Source organism: Companilactobacillus suantsaicola (assembly GCF_004745525.1).
In the GTDB taxonomy this organism is placed as follows: Bacteria; Bacillota; Bacilli; order Lactobacillales; family Lactobacillaceae; genus Companilactobacillus; species Companilactobacillus suantsaicola.
Genome location: NZ_RKLY01000006.1, coordinates 1 through 15,489 on the forward strand (window position 1 = coordinate 1; position 15,489 = coordinate 15,489).

The window sequence follows — 15,489 nt, forward strand, 5'->3', positions numbered from 1 at the left end:
TGAACTTTTACAATATCCGGCTTTTCGTCCATTAAAAATACCTCACCATTTATTTTGATGAGGTAATCATATCGCTTATTGTGGACCGAGAGAATACGGTCGGTTATTTACTGCTTACATCCCTAAATCACCATGCATGGCTTCTGTAGCATGAACAAAAAATGATGGGGTCCCAGTACTTGCAAATGTTGCTGCTAACTTTTTACCAATATGACCAGATTTGCCAACACCCATAAAAATTAAGTGTCCTTTTAAATCTAATAAACGACTAACAATCTGCAAATAGTTTTCTTGATTGTGACTAATAAAGTTTTTAACATCAATAATAGCTTCTGCTTCTTCGTCCATTACTTTCTCAAAAACATTTATAGCTTCCATGATTTTCTCCTTTTGAAGTTTTATCTCACTCCAACTGTTAATAAAATATTTGCAAAGACACGGGTCTCGCCAGTATTAATCCCTAGTTTCAAATTAGTAGTTTTCTTACAAGCATCATAAAATTCCTGTCTACCGAGTTTTGATAATTCGTTTATTCCTAAAATTTGTTTAAACTCACCATAAATTTCTGGTTGTTCACCTTCACCTGGTGTCATTACTTCGGCTTTTTCAAAATTTATTTGCGTATTTAAAGTTTCCAAAACATCCGTTACTTTTGGTAAATCAGGCTTCAAAGCTAAATATATTTTTTCAGTTGCATCATTGACGTCAGAGTCTAATGGATAATTACCGTCTGTGATCAATATTTTATCTCCGTGTCCACAGTTTGCGATTGCTCTTAAAATTGCTGGATGTAATAAAGTAGTTGTTAACATTTTTATGTATCTCCTTAAATCTAGAAATCGTTTTCTATTAAAGTAATAAATTTAAATCATTAATTCGTTTAATTTCCGTGGTTTTTTAACAAATCAATCAATTCTTATAGAAAACGTTTTCTTTTTTACAATCCAGAATTTACTATCTTATGTAAGCGCTGTCAATACTGTTAGATAGACGTTATGACCACCTAGATTTTTCTATTTCTAGTAAATAAAATGATGATTTTTTCTAATTATGATATTATCTTCGTATAAACGTATTCACAGAAGGTATCTGATGAAAAAAGCTACAATAAAAGATGTTTCTGATTTATCTGGATATTCAATTTCGACAGTTTCAAGAGTACTGAATGGAAATTACCCCGTAAAAAAGCAGACCAAAGAAACTATCTTAGAAGCTATCAATAAATTACACTTTACTCGAAATTCTGTAGCGAGAAATCTTCGAACTAATAAAACTAATATTATTGGTTTAGTCGTTGCAGATATTAATAATCCTTACTATTCCAAAATTGCTAAAGCTTTGGATGACGGCCTTTTTAAAAGAAATTACAGTCTTTTAGTCTGTAACACTGATGAATCTGAGCAAAAAGAATGTAAAATTTTAGAGACACTCATCGATAAGGGTGTAGACTTCATTATCATTTCTCCAGTTAGTAAGAACGCTGAACTACTTCGAACTATAAAAAATAATGGCATTAACGTAATAATAATTGATCGGAATATCGGAGTAAGCGATTTTCCGTTCGTTGGTAGCGATGATTTTAAAGAAGCTAAAAAATTGACTGAATATTTAATCACCCGGGGACATTCTAAAATTGCATTTATTACTGGAACCCAAAAGGCGACCACTTCACAAGAGCGTTTGTTTGGATTTCGAGCAGCTTTGGTAGAAAACCACTTAACATTTTCAAACGAAAGTTTAATAGAAGGATTGTACAAAGAAGAAATGGCATATGAAAATATCACTAAATTCTTAAAAAGAAATCAACATAACATTCAGCCCTACACTGCTATTTTCAGTTCAAATAATTTAATGACTCTAGGCTTAATTAAAGCCGCAAAAGAGCTAAGTATCTCAATTCCTAATGATTTATCAATTGTTTCCTTTGGCCAAATTGAATTACAGGATATCATTCAACCAAATGTAACTTGTATTAAACAAAATATTGACTCAATGGTTGAATTAATCTTCAAAAATATTGATCAACTAGCTGATGATCCAACTGCAACTATCAGTAATGATTTCATTGCTAATTCTTTTTTACTGGGAAATTCTGTAAAAAAAATCAAATAAAAAAATGCTGTGCAGAAATTAATCTGACACAGCATTTTTTTATAATTTAGTAGTCTTTTTAGTTTGACCTTCCCAATCGCTAAAACGGTCCTCTAACCACTTAACGTCAGTAAAGCCATACTTCTTTGTTAATTTAATTGCAGTACGAACACAAATATTCTTACTATCTCCATACAAATAAACTGGAAGATCTGGACGCAATTCGCTCTCATTGTACTTTAATTGCGTATATGGGAGGTTTCTTGCTCCAAGGATATGTTTTGCATCGAATGCATTTTTTTCTCTCAAATCAACAATTTGAGCTTTTCTCATTGTTTTTTCAAAAGTCTTTTGGTCAATTGAGCCACCCATTTGTCTACCTTTATACCAGTAGTACAACCAAGATCCTACCCAATAAACTATGAAACCAATGACAATAACATACAAAACTGCATTTAATACTTGCATTAACACAAACCCCTAATCAACTTTAATCAATGAAGCTGCACCAATAACACCAGCACCGTTACCAAGACTAGCAAGTCTTAATTCAGTTGAATCTTTGATAGTAGCAAATTCGTTAGCACGCATAGCTTTATCAACTTTGTTCAACAAGAATTCACCAGCAGCTGAAACGCCACCACCGATAACGATATATTTAGGATTTAAAGTATTGGCGATGTTACCAAGAACAAATCCAAGTGAATCACAAACGTAATCAGCAACTATAAGTGCCAAATCGTCGTCTTTCTTAGCTAAATCGAAAACATCTTTGGCTGAGATATCTTGTCCATCATCAAGCATAGCTTTAAGTTCTGAACTACCAGCGTATTCTGATGCACGGTCTCTAGCAACACGAACGATACCAGTTGCTGAAGCGATTGTTTCTAGACAACCTCTCTTACCACATGTACACATAAATCCATTAGGATCAACTGTAACGTGGCCAATTTCACCAGCAGCACCGTTTTGACCTTGAATCAACTTACCGTTAGCGATGATACCACCACCAACACCTGTTCCAAGTGTTACGAAAACAACATCGTCAGCATTATTACCAGCACCTTGCCATCTTTCACCAAGTGCTGCAACGTTAGCATCATTTTCAATTACGACAGGAAGACCTGTACCTTTTTGAATATCGCGAACTGGGTAAACTTCGTCAGTCCAGTTAAGGTTAAAAGCACCTTTGATCGTACCTCTTTCATGATCAATTGTACCAGGTGAACCTAAACCAATTCCGTCAAATTGATCGATATTCATATCGTACATCTTAATGTGATGATTGATTGAATCAATGATATCAGGAATAATCAATTGTCCATCTGAAAGAATATTTGTTTCAATACTCCATTTTTGTTGAATCTCACCTTTATTAGTAAGAATAGCAAATTTAATTGTTGTACCACCAAGGTCAACACCGATTAACTTTTTCTCTGTCACTTTGATCTGTCCTTTTCTTTCTCTTCTTCTTTTCTATGCTCGCGTTTTAAGACCAATTGAGCACTAATAAAAGTCTTTTTGTCGATCATTTGACTCTCATACAAGCGTTTAACTTCTATGAACATTAATTCTATATCCCAAATGCGTTTACCAACATGGACATAGGTTCCAAATCTTTTCAGCAGTTGTTGAACGTCATAAAGAGTCGTAAAACTCATTCTATCATCCATAAACTATCATACCTTTTGTATACATATAGTAAGAAACAGCTACAACTAATACTAAAGCCAATATCCGAATGTAAATTTTTGGACGCTTGATACTAGGTAGACTCAAAGCATATGCTAGCAAGAACCCACCAACAGCACCACCGAGGTGACCCCAAATATCAATCCCTGACATTGTCAGGTCCATCAACAAATTAATTACGATCAATCCTAGAAAGCTTTTTCCCAATTCAGTTAAAAAACGATTCTCACGATAAATCATAGCTAATGCCAAAAAGGCCGCAAACATTCCGAATAAGGAAGTACTAGCACCAGCTGAAATAGCATTACTGTCCCCAAAAGCAAAACTAGCCAAATTACCAGTAATACCACTCAAGAGATAAATTACTAAAAAGCGCCAATGACCAACCATGGGTTCCAATATTTGACCAACATATAACAGTGTAAACCCATTCATGAAAATATGGAAGATGCCAATATGTAAAAATATCGGTGTAAATAATCTCCACCACTGACCAATTTGAATACTATTATTAGTCTTTGCACCTAACATCATTAATGTATTAATGTTTTGTGAGCCACCCATTAACGTTTCAAGAAGAAAAACCGCAATGGTAATAATTAAAAGAATCCATGTCACATATGCGTTACTTCGTCTATTAAACATTTTCATTACCCGAAGTGATAATCTTATCGACTGGCTTATCTAAAACATAAACCGGCCATGGAGTTTGGGAATAATATTGCTGTGACAAAGCCAAAGCTAACGTTTTAGTAGGAAATTTAGCCAAGTAACGGTCAAAATAACCGGCACCAAAACCTAAACGATTCTTATCAGCCGAAAAAGCCAATCCAGGAACAATCAACAGATCCGGTGGATCCATTAAATTGTTGTCATATTCTTTAGGTTCTCTAACACCAAAATTATTTTCAGTCAATTCAGTGTCTTTAGTATATTTAACAAAAGTCATTGAATAATCTGGAAAAGTTTTTGGAACATAGACTTCCTTACCCATTTCAAAAGCTTGATTGATAATTGGAAAAGTTGGTATTTCATCATTCATACTCAAAGTAATTCCAATAGTCGGAGCATTTTGAAAATCTAAATCGTTAAAAAGCTGAAAATAAATATTATTGATCTCTTTTTGAGCCTTATCAGATTTCATAAACTGACTGACTAAATCGATCTGCTTTTTTCTAAAGCTTACTTTATCCAACTAATCACTCCCAGTCCTAGTAAAAAAAAACAACAGGGATTTTAACCTGTTGTTTATTTTGTTTCACGATGCAATGTAACAGTACGTTCGCGTGGACAATACTTCTTAAGTTCAAGACGATCAGGATTGTTACGTTTGCTCTTGTTTGTTAGATATGTACGTTCATGACATGAAGTACATTCCAATGTTATATTAACTCTCATTTTAGGAACATCCTTTCATAAATACTTAACTAAATTCAACTAATTAAATATATCATTTTTTCGGATATTTTAAAAGGTCAAATTAGGATTATTTCTGTCCTGTAAGTTTAAAGTAGTCCGTATAGATCTGTTTTGCAAGTAATTGGGCATAACTTCCCTTTTCAGAAGTTAGATTAGGAAAGACGATAGCCATCGCAATATTAGGATCTTCATAAGGTCCAAACGTTACCAAACTTGTGGTAATCGTTTCTGGTGGATCTGTGGAAGGATTTTCTGGATTGTAATAGAAAGATTGAGCTGTACCAGTTTTAGCAGCAACAGAAGGTGAAATATCAGCTAGACGCGTTGCTGTTGTCCAATAACCACTACCATGAACAGCCGCATACATACCTTTTCTAACGACATTCAACTCATCTTGGGTAAAACCAACCTTGTTCAAGATGGAAGGCTTCGTAACTGATGTTAGTGCACCTTTAGTCCCATCATTTTCAGTCTTTTGAATTGATTGAACAACGTATGGTTTCATTCGATAGCCACCGTTAGCAATCGTGGAAATATATTGAGCCATTTCAATCAACGTATAGGCATCGTAGTTACCATAAGACAAATCCAGTGCTGAACCAGTCTTTAACGCACCATCACTATTAGTTGTGGCACCTTCGATACCAGTTGTTTCACCAGAAATATCAATACCTGTTTTGACACCTAGTCCAAATTGATTAAAGTAACCTCTCAATTTTGAGAAAATGTCTGAATCCATATGAATATATGAATGTGGCGTATATTTTGCATTAGCTTCTTTCATTGCCAGAGCCATCATGTACTCATTAGATGAAAATTGTAAGGCTTGAACCGCACTCAAACTGCTAAATGTACCAATTGGGTAAACAGATTTCTTAACTGGTGTACCTGGTAAGTAAATTGGATTATCAGCTAAAGTGTTATTTGATGGTGAAATAACGCCATCCATCATCGCACCTAAAACTGTGGCACCCTTAACTGCAGAACCCATAACAAAGGTTCGGTTGATAACACCTAAAGCATCTTCAGTCGTCTTACCCGTTTGCGGATTATTGTGAATTCCTGCCATGGCCAAAACTGCCCCGGTCTTTGGATTCATTGCAACGACGTAAGCACCATCAGAATATTGAGTAATACCAGCTGATTTAGCAGCACTATACTGTTCTTCCAAAGCACTTTGAACTTGCTTTTGGAACTTCGAATCAATCGTTAAATTAAGGTTTCCACCTTTTTGGCCCTTATATACGACTTTACTCTTCTTAATTTGATTATTTGAACCAACTTGAACGTCACGGATACTCTTAGTACCAGAAAGAATTGATTCATAACTCTTTTCTAGGTAACTAGTTCCGACACGATCATTTCGAGAATATCCAGAAGCTAACATCGTGTTCAATTCACTGTCAGGAATACCTTGTTGCTCAGTTGATACCCCACCAATGATACTTTCGATTGATTTACCTTGTGGATACTCTCTTTCCCAGTTACTACCAATACTTACACCGGGCAATTCTGTTAAATGTTCACTAACTTCAGCAATTTCTCGAGCGGTTAGATCCTTATCTTTCAAAAAAACTGTTGAAAGCGAATAGGCCGAACTCATTTTTTTGAATAAAGTTGCCCTTTGAAGGTCTTTATCATTCAAATGAATACCTTGTTTTTCGATATATTTAACTTCATTGGCGTAAATTTTATTAGCCGTCAGAGCATCCCCATTTGAGTCAACTCGATATGACTTAGGCATTTGTTTCGTAACCTTAGTCGACATACCAGGTTCGGCTAAAATGTAGTCAGCTTTGTCTCGACTACTCAAATTTGTTGTTTCAACTGTTAAATATTTGGTTAGTCGGTTAACGATTTGATAGATATCACTCGACTTGACACTACCACTTTTAGTATATGTGATAGCATTTTCGGTTGAATTACCCACCAAGAGTCTACCTTTTGAATCATAAATCATTCCACGTGGAACACTGCCTGTCATTTCTGTCTTGTCTGTTCGATCAACCTCAGCCTGGAACTTACCACCATAAACTATTTGGAGATATGCTAATTGACCAACCAACATTGCAAATAAGACAAAGACGATAAAGAACAGCAAGTTTAACCTAAATGGAATGGTAGACCGTGCCTGACTACCTGTTCTCTTCTTGATTATATCTAGTATTCTTCTCATATTATCCTTCAAAAAAGCGAATAGTTATTCATTAGATTTAAAAATATATTTTGGTCCATCAAGTTTAGGATCATATTCCACTAACAAGTCATATCTCTCAAAAAACCAAGTATCACTGTCAGTAATGAAATAAGTGATTCCATTGATCACTGTACTGGACTCTGGATTCACTGGTTTTTCCTTACGCATAGCAATTGAAAAGCCCTCATGAACCATTGTTTTACCATAGACCTTGCCATAGAAATGGATCCCATCCCCAGGTACCAAGTCTAATTCTTCTTCAAACCACTTTGTTGCTTCATCCGTCAATTCTATTTTCATAACATTCACCTCAATATTTTATACGGTAAACATAACAGAAAACGTATTCATTACGCAACTTCAACGGACTTAACAGTCAAATCATAGCTACCAACTGGCGTTTCAACCGTTACAACGTCACCAACACGTTTGCCAATCAAAGCTTTTGCAATTGGTGAATCATTTGAAATCTTACCTGCATCAGGATCTGATTCAGCAGCACCAACGATAGTATAAACGTCAGGTTCTTCGCCGTCTTCTTGAACAGTTACTTTCTTACCGATTGAAATTTCATCGCTAGCTACTTCATCAGTATCAATAACATTGGCATAATGAAGCATGTCAATAATAGTTGAAATACGTGACTCAACGACACTTTGTTCATCCTTAGCAGAAGTGTATTCAGAATTTTCCGATAAATCACCAAAACTTCTAGCAATCTTAATCCGATTGATAACTTCTGGACGTTTAACTTTCTTTAGATTTTCCAATTCTTCTTCCAGCTTTTTCTTTCCTTCAGCTGTCATAGGATAACTTTTATCTGCCATTTTTATAACTTCCTCGTTTCAAAATCATTTATTTATATTCTAATTTTAAAATGTCATCTAATCAACCAAGACTAGATGACATTTTATTATTATTCAATTATACCTTATTGTCCGGTACTTGCATAACCACTCTCATGTTCAGCAAGTGTGTGTGAATATGTAACTTTACCTGTCTTCAAGTTTGCATAGAAGTAGAGATAGTTTTGACTTCTATCTGATGGATTCAATGTAGCCTCGATTGACTGAAGACTTGGAGTATTGAAAGGTCCAGGTCCAAAACCAGTATTCTTATACAAGTTATAAGGTGATTTTACACTAGTATCTTTATTAGTTAATTTAGTCTTATGGGTATTTAGAGCATACATAACTGAAATATCTGATTGTAATGGCATATCGATAGCCAAACGGTTAAAGAAGACACCGGCAATCTTTTTACGATCAGTCTTTGTGACACCTTCTCGCTCGACTAGTGAAGCTAACGTCAAGATATCTTGAACTGTATAACCCTTTTCCTTAATAGTTGAATAATAAGGTGTTAATTCATCATTTTCCTTTTCAACCATTTGGTTAACAATTTCTTTCAAACTAAAACCTTTATAAACATTATAAGTTGCTGGGAACAAGTAACCTTCCAAATGATAACGAACATTCTTTTGCTTCATAGTTGAATCAAGTAATTGAGGATACTTCTTTTGAAGTTCTTTCATATACTTTTCATCTTTCATTAAAGCTAAGAATTGTTTCTTCGAATACTTAGTACTCTTAGCAATCTGAGTCCCAATCTGATCAATTGTAACACCTTCACGAACTAACACCGTATTTGATGCTGTTCCGGTTGGTTGAGCACTACCACCCTTTTGTAGCTGTTTAACAATTGAACTCAAATCCCAAGACTGTTTGAATGTGTAATATCCAGCTTGAAAATTAGTATAATTTTGCGCTTTTATGTAAAAATTGAAAACAGTGGCACTCTTAATAACCTTATCTTTTTCCAATTTTTTCGCAATATCTTTACTTGAAGAACCAACTGGAATATTGACGACAATATCCTCTTTGCTATTCGCATTATATGGTTGGAGTGAGCTATTCACATAATTAAAGCCAATTATCGCCACGACAACTGCCAAAACAGCAATCACACCAACAATCCAGTAAGCAATATGGTTTGCTACTGAACGTTCATTGGCGCGAGTTTTGATTTTGTCATCCGACTCTTGCTTTAATGCTTCTTTTTTTTCATCCTTTTGGCTCAAGACACAGCCTCCCGAGTTAATTTATTAGAATTATACCATTAGTTACGGAATAATTATCTAATTTCCACATTAAATTTTTGAACTAAACTGTCTTTAACTAGAGAGAATGCTTTTTCAACTTCCTCATCAGTCAACGTATCATTAGGGTTCAAAAACTCTAAATGGTATGCCAGTGATTTATAGTTGGTCTTAATATTTTTACCTTCATAAACATCAAAAATAGTTACATTGTTCAAGTATTTGCCACCATTAGCATAAATATCGTCGATGATTTCGCCATTTTGGACATCACTCTTAACTAAAATAGCAAGGTCACGACTGATACTTGGATACTTAGGGGCACTTTGTGATTGAACATTTCTAGGATTCAAGTCGAATAAAGCATCGATGTTTAATTCAAAAACAAACGTATCATCAACACTTTGACTCTTTTGATACTTAGGATGTAGTTTCCCAATCAAACCAACAACTTGACCATTTGCCAAAATCTTGGCTGTTTGACCAGGATGTAAATTGGTATAGTCACTAGTTGCGATATATTCAAATTTTGCATCAGCGTTAGTGAAACTCAATAATTCGTCAACGATACCCTTGAGATAATAAAAATCAGTCTTTTGAGCTTTCGTATTCCAAGAACCATTGACAACATTTCCACTAACTGCTCCACCAATGTATTCAACTTCTTCTGGACGAGCAACACCTTTTTCACGGTTAAAGATTCTAGCTTGTTCAAAAATGCCAAGATCATTTTCATTACGAGCTTGATTATAAGCCACATTACGAACTAGTCCAGGAATTAAGCTGTTGCGAAGATATTCGTGGTCTTCAGTCATTGGGTGCAATAGTTTAGTATATTCAGAATGAATTGTATTAAAATCATCAACTTCTTTTTTGCTCAAAAGTGAATAGTTGATAACTTCATCCATCCCTTCACCCAACAAAACATCGCGTAACTTATTACTGAACTCACGCTTCTTACTGTATCCGCCACGAGTTTCCATACCGGCAGGCAAAGTATTTGGTAAGTTTTCATAACCGTAAATACGATTTACTTCTTCAACGACATCGGCTTCAATTGCCATATCCCAACGACGAGTTGGAACTGTGACAGTTAACTTATCACCTGTTACTTCACTTTCAAAACCAAGTCGATCTAAAATCTTAACGATTTCATCAGTTGAAAGATTCAAGCCCATCAAATGATTGATATGCTTGATACTACCGTCGATGACAGTTGGTTCTGCTTTAGTATAATTACCAACGATTTCCTTGGAAATTTCTTTAGCTGTACTGAATTGATCGACTAATGAAGTTGCACGAACCAAAGCTTCGGAAACGATGCCGTTATCAACACCTTTTTCAAAACGGTTAGAAGCATCATCTCGAAGGTCATGTCTTTGAGCTGCCTTTCTAACACTAGCACCATCAAAGACGCCAGCTTCAAGCACAACATTCTTAGTATTTTCATCAACACTCGCTAGTTTGCCATTAACGATTCCTGCTAAGCCTAGTATTTTGTCACCTGAAGTAACGACTAAGTCATTGTGATTCAAGACCTTATCTTCATCGACTAATTGTAATTTATCACCATCATGGGCTTTCTTTACAGTCAATTCACCTGCTAATTTATCTAAATCATAAGCTTGGATTGGTTGACCATATTCGATCATCACATAATTAGCCGCATCGATCACACTGTTTACTGGACGAATGCCTTGATTCCAAAGTCTTCTTTGAACCCAAAGAGGACTCTTACCAACAGTAATGTCTTTTAATTCACGAACTAGATAGTCAGGTACTAAAGCTTTTTCTTCAACCTTAACTGACAGATTATTTGAATCCTTGACCTTAGTATCATCTAATTCAGGCTTTTTAAAACTAGGTTTTTCATCGTAAGTAGCACCAATTTCCCAAGCAGCCCCACGCATACCCAAAGTGTCAGCACGGTTAGGTGTGATGTCAATATCGATCATTTGATCCTTTAAACCTAATAAGTCGTAAACTTCTTGACCTGGTGTTTCTGGTTGGTCGAAAACATAAATACCATTTTCAAATTCCTTAGGCATGTATTGTGCGGGAACTCCAACTTCATCAAGACCACAGATCATCCCATTTGACTCTTGACCACGTAATTTACCACGCTTGATTCTAACGCCATTTGGCAAGTGTGATCCGTGTTTTGCCACGATAACGTATTGATCTTTGGCCACATTAGGAGCACCACAGACGATTTGAATATCTTCATCTTCACCAACATCAACTTGGCAAACTTTTAAATGGTCTGAATCCGGATGTGGTGTCACGCTAGTGATATGTCCAACTACTAAGCCAGTTAACTCTTCACCTAATTTGACGGGACCTGATTCGATACCTGTCAAAGAAATTTTATCAGCCATTTCCTCCACTGTATGAGTAACAGGGATGTATTCTTTTAACCAATCAATCGAAATTTTCATTTTCTTAATTTACTCCTTTGAATTGTTCTAGGAATCTGACGTCATTTAAGTAGAAATCACGAATATCATTGATTCCATATTTAAGCATGGCAAAACGTTCTGGTCCAAGACCAAATGCCATTCCACTGTATTCATTAGGATCAATTCCTGACATTTTCAAAACATTAGGATGAGTAAGACCAGCACCTAAAACTTCGATCCATCCAGTGTATTTACAAATACGGCAACCTTTACCACCACAGTTGAAACAAGAAACGTCAACTTCAACCGAAGGCTCAGTGAATGGGAAGTAACTTGGTCTAAAGCGAATTTCACGTTCATCACCAAAGACGTGGCGACAAAGTGCTTCTAGTGTTCCTTTAAGATCAGCCATACTGATATTTTTATCAACTACTAGGCCTTCAATTTGGTGGAATTGATGTGAATGAGTGGCATCATCATCATCACGACGATAAACAACACCTGGTGAGATCATCTTCAAAGGACCTTTAGAAAAGTCATGAGCTTCCATATCACGACCTTCTTGGGCAGAAGTTTGAGTTCTCATCAACAATTCATCTGACAAATAGAAAGTATCTTGCATATCACGGGCTGGATGATCCTTAGGGATATTCAATCTTTCAAAGTTGTAGTGATCTTCTTCAACTTCATAACCTGGAGCCACTTCGTAACCTAAGCCGATAAAGAATTGTTCAATATCTTCGATTGTCTGGTTCAAAATATGTTTTGTACCTTGAACTTGCTTAGTTGCAGGTAATGTAACGTCAATTTTTTCTTCTTCTAGTTGATGAGCAACTAGTTTTTCATTTAATTCAGTCATTTTTTCTTCAATGGCTGCTTGAATATCATTTTTAACATTGTTAGCTAAAGTACCAATTTCTGGACGCTTTTCAGCAGGAACATCTTTCATTCCACGTAAGGCCTTAGTAATCGGGCCTTTCTTACCTAACAAATTTACTCGTAAATCATTTAATTCTTGAAGTTTTTCGGCACGTTTTGCTTCATCGATACCATTTTCTCTCAAGCTTTTTAACTTATCATCTAATGACATATTTTCCTCCTGCACTGCTTTATTTTCGAAGATTTTGAGCACTAAAAAAATCCTCATCCCAAAATAAGGGACGAGGACTCGCGGTACCACCCTAGTTCATGTAAAAGACATGCACTCAAGCGGTTATATAGTGACCAACTTTTAAACTCAGAAAGTGAATTCATCATTTCATTCATTAAGTCTTCTCAGTTATCGACTCTTCCTGTCATGAAATTCGTGATTACTATTTTTCATCAAAGTTTAATTTTATTTTCATATGGTTAATTATACAAAATCTCAAAAGTTTCGCAAGTTTTTACAAAGTTTGTAATCCATACATCAAGACTCCGGCAGCCACAGCCACATTGAGTGATTCAGCTTGACCAAGGATTGGAATATAAATATTTTCATCGGCTTGGTTTAAGACGTCTTGACTAACGCCGTGAGCTTCATTTCCCATGATCAAAGCAAATTTATCTTTCTTAGCCAATTCATTGTATGGTTTAGCTTGATCGTTAACTTCTGATCCATAAATCGTTAAATCAGATTCTTTAGCCAAAGTTATTGCATCATTAATATTCATTCGATAAATTGGTAGGTGGAATTGACTTCCTTGCATGGAACGTTGAACTTTTGGTTGATAGAAATCAGCAGTATCTAAACTTGTGATTACACCGTCGTAACCGGCAGCGTCTGCTGTACGAATAATCGTACCAACATTACCTGGGTCTTGAACATCATCCAACATGACCCATTTACCATTAATTGCTGAAATTTTATCAGTGTTATTAACTTTTAGGACGGCAAAGATTCCTTGAGGTGTTTTCGTTTCTGATAATTCTTTAGCTACATCTTCAGAAATGGAAACGGCAATGTCGTGATATTTCTTAACTAGACGGTCTTCAGTATACTTTTCAGTAACCAATAGTTTTACAAATTCTTGTTCGTATTGATCAGCTTCACGTACTAGATGGAAGCCTTCTACGACATAGGTTCCTGTTTTACGAATATTTTTAGTTAATGCTAATTTCTTTAATTGCTTGATTTCATCATTTTTTTTAGATTCAATATATTTCATAAGTCCCATCCCTCTTGTTCTATAATATAAATATTAACACATTAGATGATTTGAGGTGATCAGTAGTGAAACATCTTTCGATTAATGTCGACGGTTTAGTTCAGGGTGTCGGTTTTCGTTATTCAACCCTGCAAGTAGCTGTCGATTTAGGCGTCACAGGTACAATCAAGAATGAGTTAGACGGTTCAGTCTCAATTGAGGCCGAAGCTGAACAAAAAATTCTTTATATTTTCTTAAATCGGGTTAAATCTTCACCATCACCCTTTGGAAAAGTTAACAAATTGGACTATACTTTTTCTGACGACTTGCAACATTACAAGAAATTCACCGTGATTGGTTGAAACGTCAAATTAGTTAACGTATATTACTGTATATACATTAAAAGGGTGGTTTATTTAATTGAAGAAAAAATACGTCAAATATCTATCAGTACTGTCACTAGCTATCGTACTGACACTAGTTTTGACGGGGTGTGCGCAATCAACAACGAATTTACACGCTCCAACTAGTGGGCCATACGGATTTATCTATAAATGGCTTGGAACTCCGTTTCAAAATTTAATTCTCAAGACAGCGCAAACAATTGGTGGGACTAACGCTTATGCTTGGGGAATCGTCATCATTTCCTTCATTGTTCGTATCGTGCTTGTACCGTTGTCATTAAATCAACAATACAAGTCCACAACACAACAAGAAAAAATGCGTGCTGTACAACCTCAATTGAAGCTGATTCAAAAAGCTCAAAAAAAGGCCAAAGATCCTGCAGCACAACAACAAATCAGTGCTCTGATGATGGATGTTTATAAAAAGAATAATTTGAGTTTGACCGGTGGTATGGGCTGTTTACCACTACTACTACAAATGCCAATTCTGGTTGGTATTTATCAAGCCGTACAATATTCTAAACAAATCGGTACTGCAACATTCATGAGTATTCCTCTTGGTAAACCAAGTATTTTAATTGCTATCGTGGCTACTTTATTCTATGTAGTTCAAGGTTGGATGTCCTTACAAATCGTTGCTCCTGAACAAAGGAAACAAATGCAAACGATGATTCTCATGAGTCCAATGATGACATTCTTCATTTCAATGATTTCTACAGCTGCCTTAGGTCTTTACTTCTTAGTTGGTGGTGTTGTAATTGTAATTCAACAATTGATCACTAACTTCGTTATTACTCCTAAGATCAGAAAGAAAACTGATGAGGAACTTTCTAAGAACCCTGTTAAGGTCGTCGTTACTCAAGAGATGCTCGATGGTATTCTCGGTGGTAATAGCAGTGTTTCTCCTGCCAACAGTGCTAAACAAGCTGAAAAACAAGAATTCCATGAAAGTATTCGTGAATTAAACAAGAAGAGACAACAACAAAACAAAAAGTAAATAAAAAGCTGAAAAATCGAATTTGATTTCTCAGCTTTTTTTGTAGGTGGTAATATGCCGTCTTCC

General features: G+C 35.5%; 17 protein-coding genes and 1 pseudogene. 3 read left to right on the top strand and 15 right to left on the bottom strand.

Going from position 1 to position 15,489, the window contains the following annotated elements; genetic code table 11:
- Positions 1-117: 117 nt before the first annotated feature.
- Together EGT49_RS03145 and EGT49_RS03150 are read right to left on the bottom strand one after the other, a co-directional pair.
- A pseudogene (locus EGT49_RS03145) lies at positions 118-369 on the bottom strand (SIS domain-containing protein); the annotation flags it as partial.
- 29 nt (positions 370-398) lie between these two features.
- Positions 399-812, bottom strand: a complete 414-nt coding sequence (locus EGT49_RS03150; protein ID WP_135371512.1) for an RbsD/FucU family protein — start codon at positions 810-812, stop codon at positions 399-401.
- 280 nt (positions 813-1,092) lie between these two features.
- Here EGT49_RS03150 and EGT49_RS03155 point away from each other — a divergent pair, with 280 nt between their 5' ends.
- Complete coding sequence (locus EGT49_RS03155) at positions 1,093-2,112, top strand: LacI family DNA-binding transcriptional regulator (RefSeq protein WP_167849738.1); 1,020 nt, start codon at positions 1,093-1,095, stop codon at positions 2,110-2,112.
- 39 nt (positions 2,113-2,151) lie between these two features.
- On the opposite strand, the gene EGT49_RS03160 is transcribed toward EGT49_RS03155, so the two are convergent.
- From EGT49_RS03160 to EGT49_RS03220, 13 genes are all read right to left on the bottom strand, one after another.
- Positions 2,152-2,559: a rhodanese-like domain-containing protein gene (locus EGT49_RS03160; RefSeq protein WP_135371514.1), complete on the bottom strand. Its 408-nt coding sequence runs from the start codon at positions 2,557-2,559 to the stop codon at positions 2,152-2,154.
- A 12-nt stretch (positions 2,560-2,571) separates the two neighbouring features.
- Positions 2,572-3,534 (bottom strand): ROK family glucokinase, encoded by a 963-nt coding sequence (locus EGT49_RS03165; protein ID WP_135371515.1) that lies wholly within the window; start codon positions 3,532-3,534, stop codon positions 2,572-2,574.
- On the bottom strand, positions 3,531-3,764 hold the full coding sequence (locus EGT49_RS03170) for a YqgQ family protein (RefSeq protein WP_135371516.1): 234 nt from the start codon (positions 3,762-3,764) through the stop codon (positions 3,531-3,533). Before EGT49_RS03170 ends, EGT49_RS03165 begins: the two co-directional genes overlap by 4 nt.
- Positions 3,757-4,428, bottom strand: a complete 672-nt coding sequence (locus tag EGT49_RS03175; RefSeq protein ID WP_246013790.1) for a rhomboid family intramembrane serine protease — start codon at positions 4,426-4,428, stop codon at positions 3,757-3,759. The genes EGT49_RS03170 and EGT49_RS03175 overlap by 8 nt, the downstream gene beginning before the upstream one ends.
- Entirely contained in the window at positions 4,421-4,978 is a 558-nt protein-coding gene (locus tag EGT49_RS03180) for a 5-formyltetrahydrofolate cyclo-ligase (RefSeq protein WP_135371518.1), read from the bottom strand. The genes EGT49_RS03175 and EGT49_RS03180 overlap by 8 nt, the downstream gene beginning before the upstream one ends.
- Before the next feature lie 53 nt (positions 4,979-5,031).
- Positions 5,032-5,181 (bottom strand): 50S ribosomal protein L33, encoded by a 150-nt coding sequence (rpmG, locus tag EGT49_RS03185; RefSeq protein ID WP_083477753.1) that lies wholly within the window; start codon positions 5,179-5,181, stop codon positions 5,032-5,034.
- Positions 5,182-5,269: 88 nt separating this feature from the next.
- Entirely contained in the window at positions 5,270-7,378 is a 2,109-nt protein-coding gene (locus EGT49_RS03190; RefSeq protein ID WP_135371519.1) for a peptidoglycan D,D-transpeptidase FtsI family protein, read from the bottom strand.
- A gap of 24 nt (positions 7,379-7,402) precedes the next feature.
- Positions 7,403-7,699: a HesB/YadR/YfhF family protein gene (locus tag EGT49_RS03195; RefSeq protein WP_135371520.1), complete on the bottom strand. Its 297-nt coding sequence runs from the start codon at positions 7,697-7,699 to the stop codon at positions 7,403-7,405.
- A gap of 50 nt (positions 7,700-7,749) precedes the next feature.
- Positions 7,750-8,226, bottom strand: coding sequence for a transcription elongation factor GreA (gene greA / locus EGT49_RS03200; RefSeq protein ID WP_135371521.1), 477 nt, complete (start codon positions 8,224-8,226; stop codon positions 7,750-7,752).
- Between the two features lie 104 nt (positions 8,227-8,330).
- Positions 8,331-9,479 (bottom strand): endolytic transglycosylase MltG, encoded by a 1,149-nt coding sequence (gene mltG / locus EGT49_RS03205; RefSeq protein ID WP_135371522.1) that lies wholly within the window; start codon positions 9,477-9,479, stop codon positions 8,331-8,333.
- Positions 9,480-9,532: 53 nt separating this feature from the next.
- The gene (pheT, locus tag EGT49_RS03210; RefSeq protein ID WP_135371523.1) at positions 9,533-11,935 is read right to left on the bottom strand and encodes a phenylalanine--tRNA ligase subunit beta; all 2,403 of its coding nucleotides are present in this window, start codon (positions 11,933-11,935) and stop codon (positions 9,533-9,535) included.
- A 4-nt stretch (positions 11,936-11,939) separates the two neighbouring features.
- Positions 11,940-12,986, bottom strand: a complete 1,047-nt coding sequence (gene pheS / locus EGT49_RS03215) for a phenylalanine--tRNA ligase subunit alpha (RefSeq protein WP_135371524.1) — start codon at positions 12,984-12,986, stop codon at positions 11,940-11,942.
- A 295-nt stretch (positions 12,987-13,281) separates the two neighbouring features.
- Positions 13,282-14,043, bottom strand: a complete 762-nt coding sequence (locus EGT49_RS03220) for a TrmH family RNA methyltransferase (RefSeq protein WP_135371525.1) — start codon at positions 14,041-14,043, stop codon at positions 13,282-13,284.
- Between the two features lie 65 nt (positions 14,044-14,108).
- On the opposite strand from EGT49_RS03220, the gene EGT49_RS03225 reads away from it, so the two are divergent.
- Positions 14,109-14,384, top strand: coding sequence for an acylphosphatase (locus EGT49_RS03225; protein ID WP_135371526.1), 276 nt, complete (start codon positions 14,109-14,111; stop codon positions 14,382-14,384).
- A gap of 58 nt (positions 14,385-14,442) precedes the next feature.
- Positions 14,443-15,423 (top strand): membrane protein insertase YidC, encoded by a 981-nt coding sequence (yidC, locus tag EGT49_RS03230; RefSeq protein WP_135371527.1) that lies wholly within the window; start codon positions 14,443-14,445, stop codon positions 15,421-15,423.
- Positions 15,424-15,489: the final 66 nt, after the last annotated feature.

Coding starts and splice junctions, on each gene's coding strand:
- EGT49_RS03150 (WP_135371512.1), bottom strand. CDS start 812: ATGTTAACAACTACTTTATTACATCCAGCAATTTTAAGAGCAATCGCA.
- EGT49_RS03195 (WP_135371520.1), bottom strand. CDS start 7,699: ATGAAAATAGAATTGACGGATGAAGCAACAAAGTGGTTTGAAGAAGAA.
- EGT49_RS03160 (WP_135371514.1), bottom strand. CDS start 2,559: ATGCAAGTATTAAATGCAGTTTTGTATGTTATTGTCATTGGTTTCATA.
- greA (WP_135371521.1), bottom strand. CDS start 8,226: ATGGCAGATAAAAGTTATCCTATGACAGCTGAAGGAAAGAAAAAGCTG.
- rpmG (WP_083477753.1), bottom strand. CDS start 5,181: ATGAGAGTTAATATAACATTGGAATGTACTTCATGTCATGAACGTACA.
- EGT49_RS03155 (WP_167849738.1), top strand. CDS start 1,093: ATGAAAAAAGCTACAATAAAAGATGTTTCTGATTTATCTGGATATTCA.
- pheT (WP_135371523.1), bottom strand. CDS start 11,935: ATGAAAATTTCGATTGATTGGTTAAAAGAATACATCCCTGTTACTCAT.
- EGT49_RS03170 (WP_135371516.1), bottom strand. CDS start 3,764: ATGGATGATAGAATGAGTTTTACGACTCTTTATGACGTTCAACAACTG.
- pheS (WP_135371524.1), bottom strand. CDS start 12,986: ATGTCATTAGATGATAAGTTAAAAAGCTTGAGAGAAAATGGTATCGAT.
- EGT49_RS03175 (WP_246013790.1), bottom strand. CDS start 4,428: ATGTTTAATAGACGAAGTAACGCATATGTGACATGGATTCTTTTAATT.
- EGT49_RS03220 (WP_135371525.1), bottom strand. CDS start 14,043: ATGAAATATATTGAATCTAAAAAAAATGATGAAATCAAGCAATTAAAG.
- EGT49_RS03190 (WP_135371519.1), bottom strand. CDS start 7,378: ATGAGAAGAATACTAGATATAATCAAGAAGAGAACAGGTAGTCAGGCA.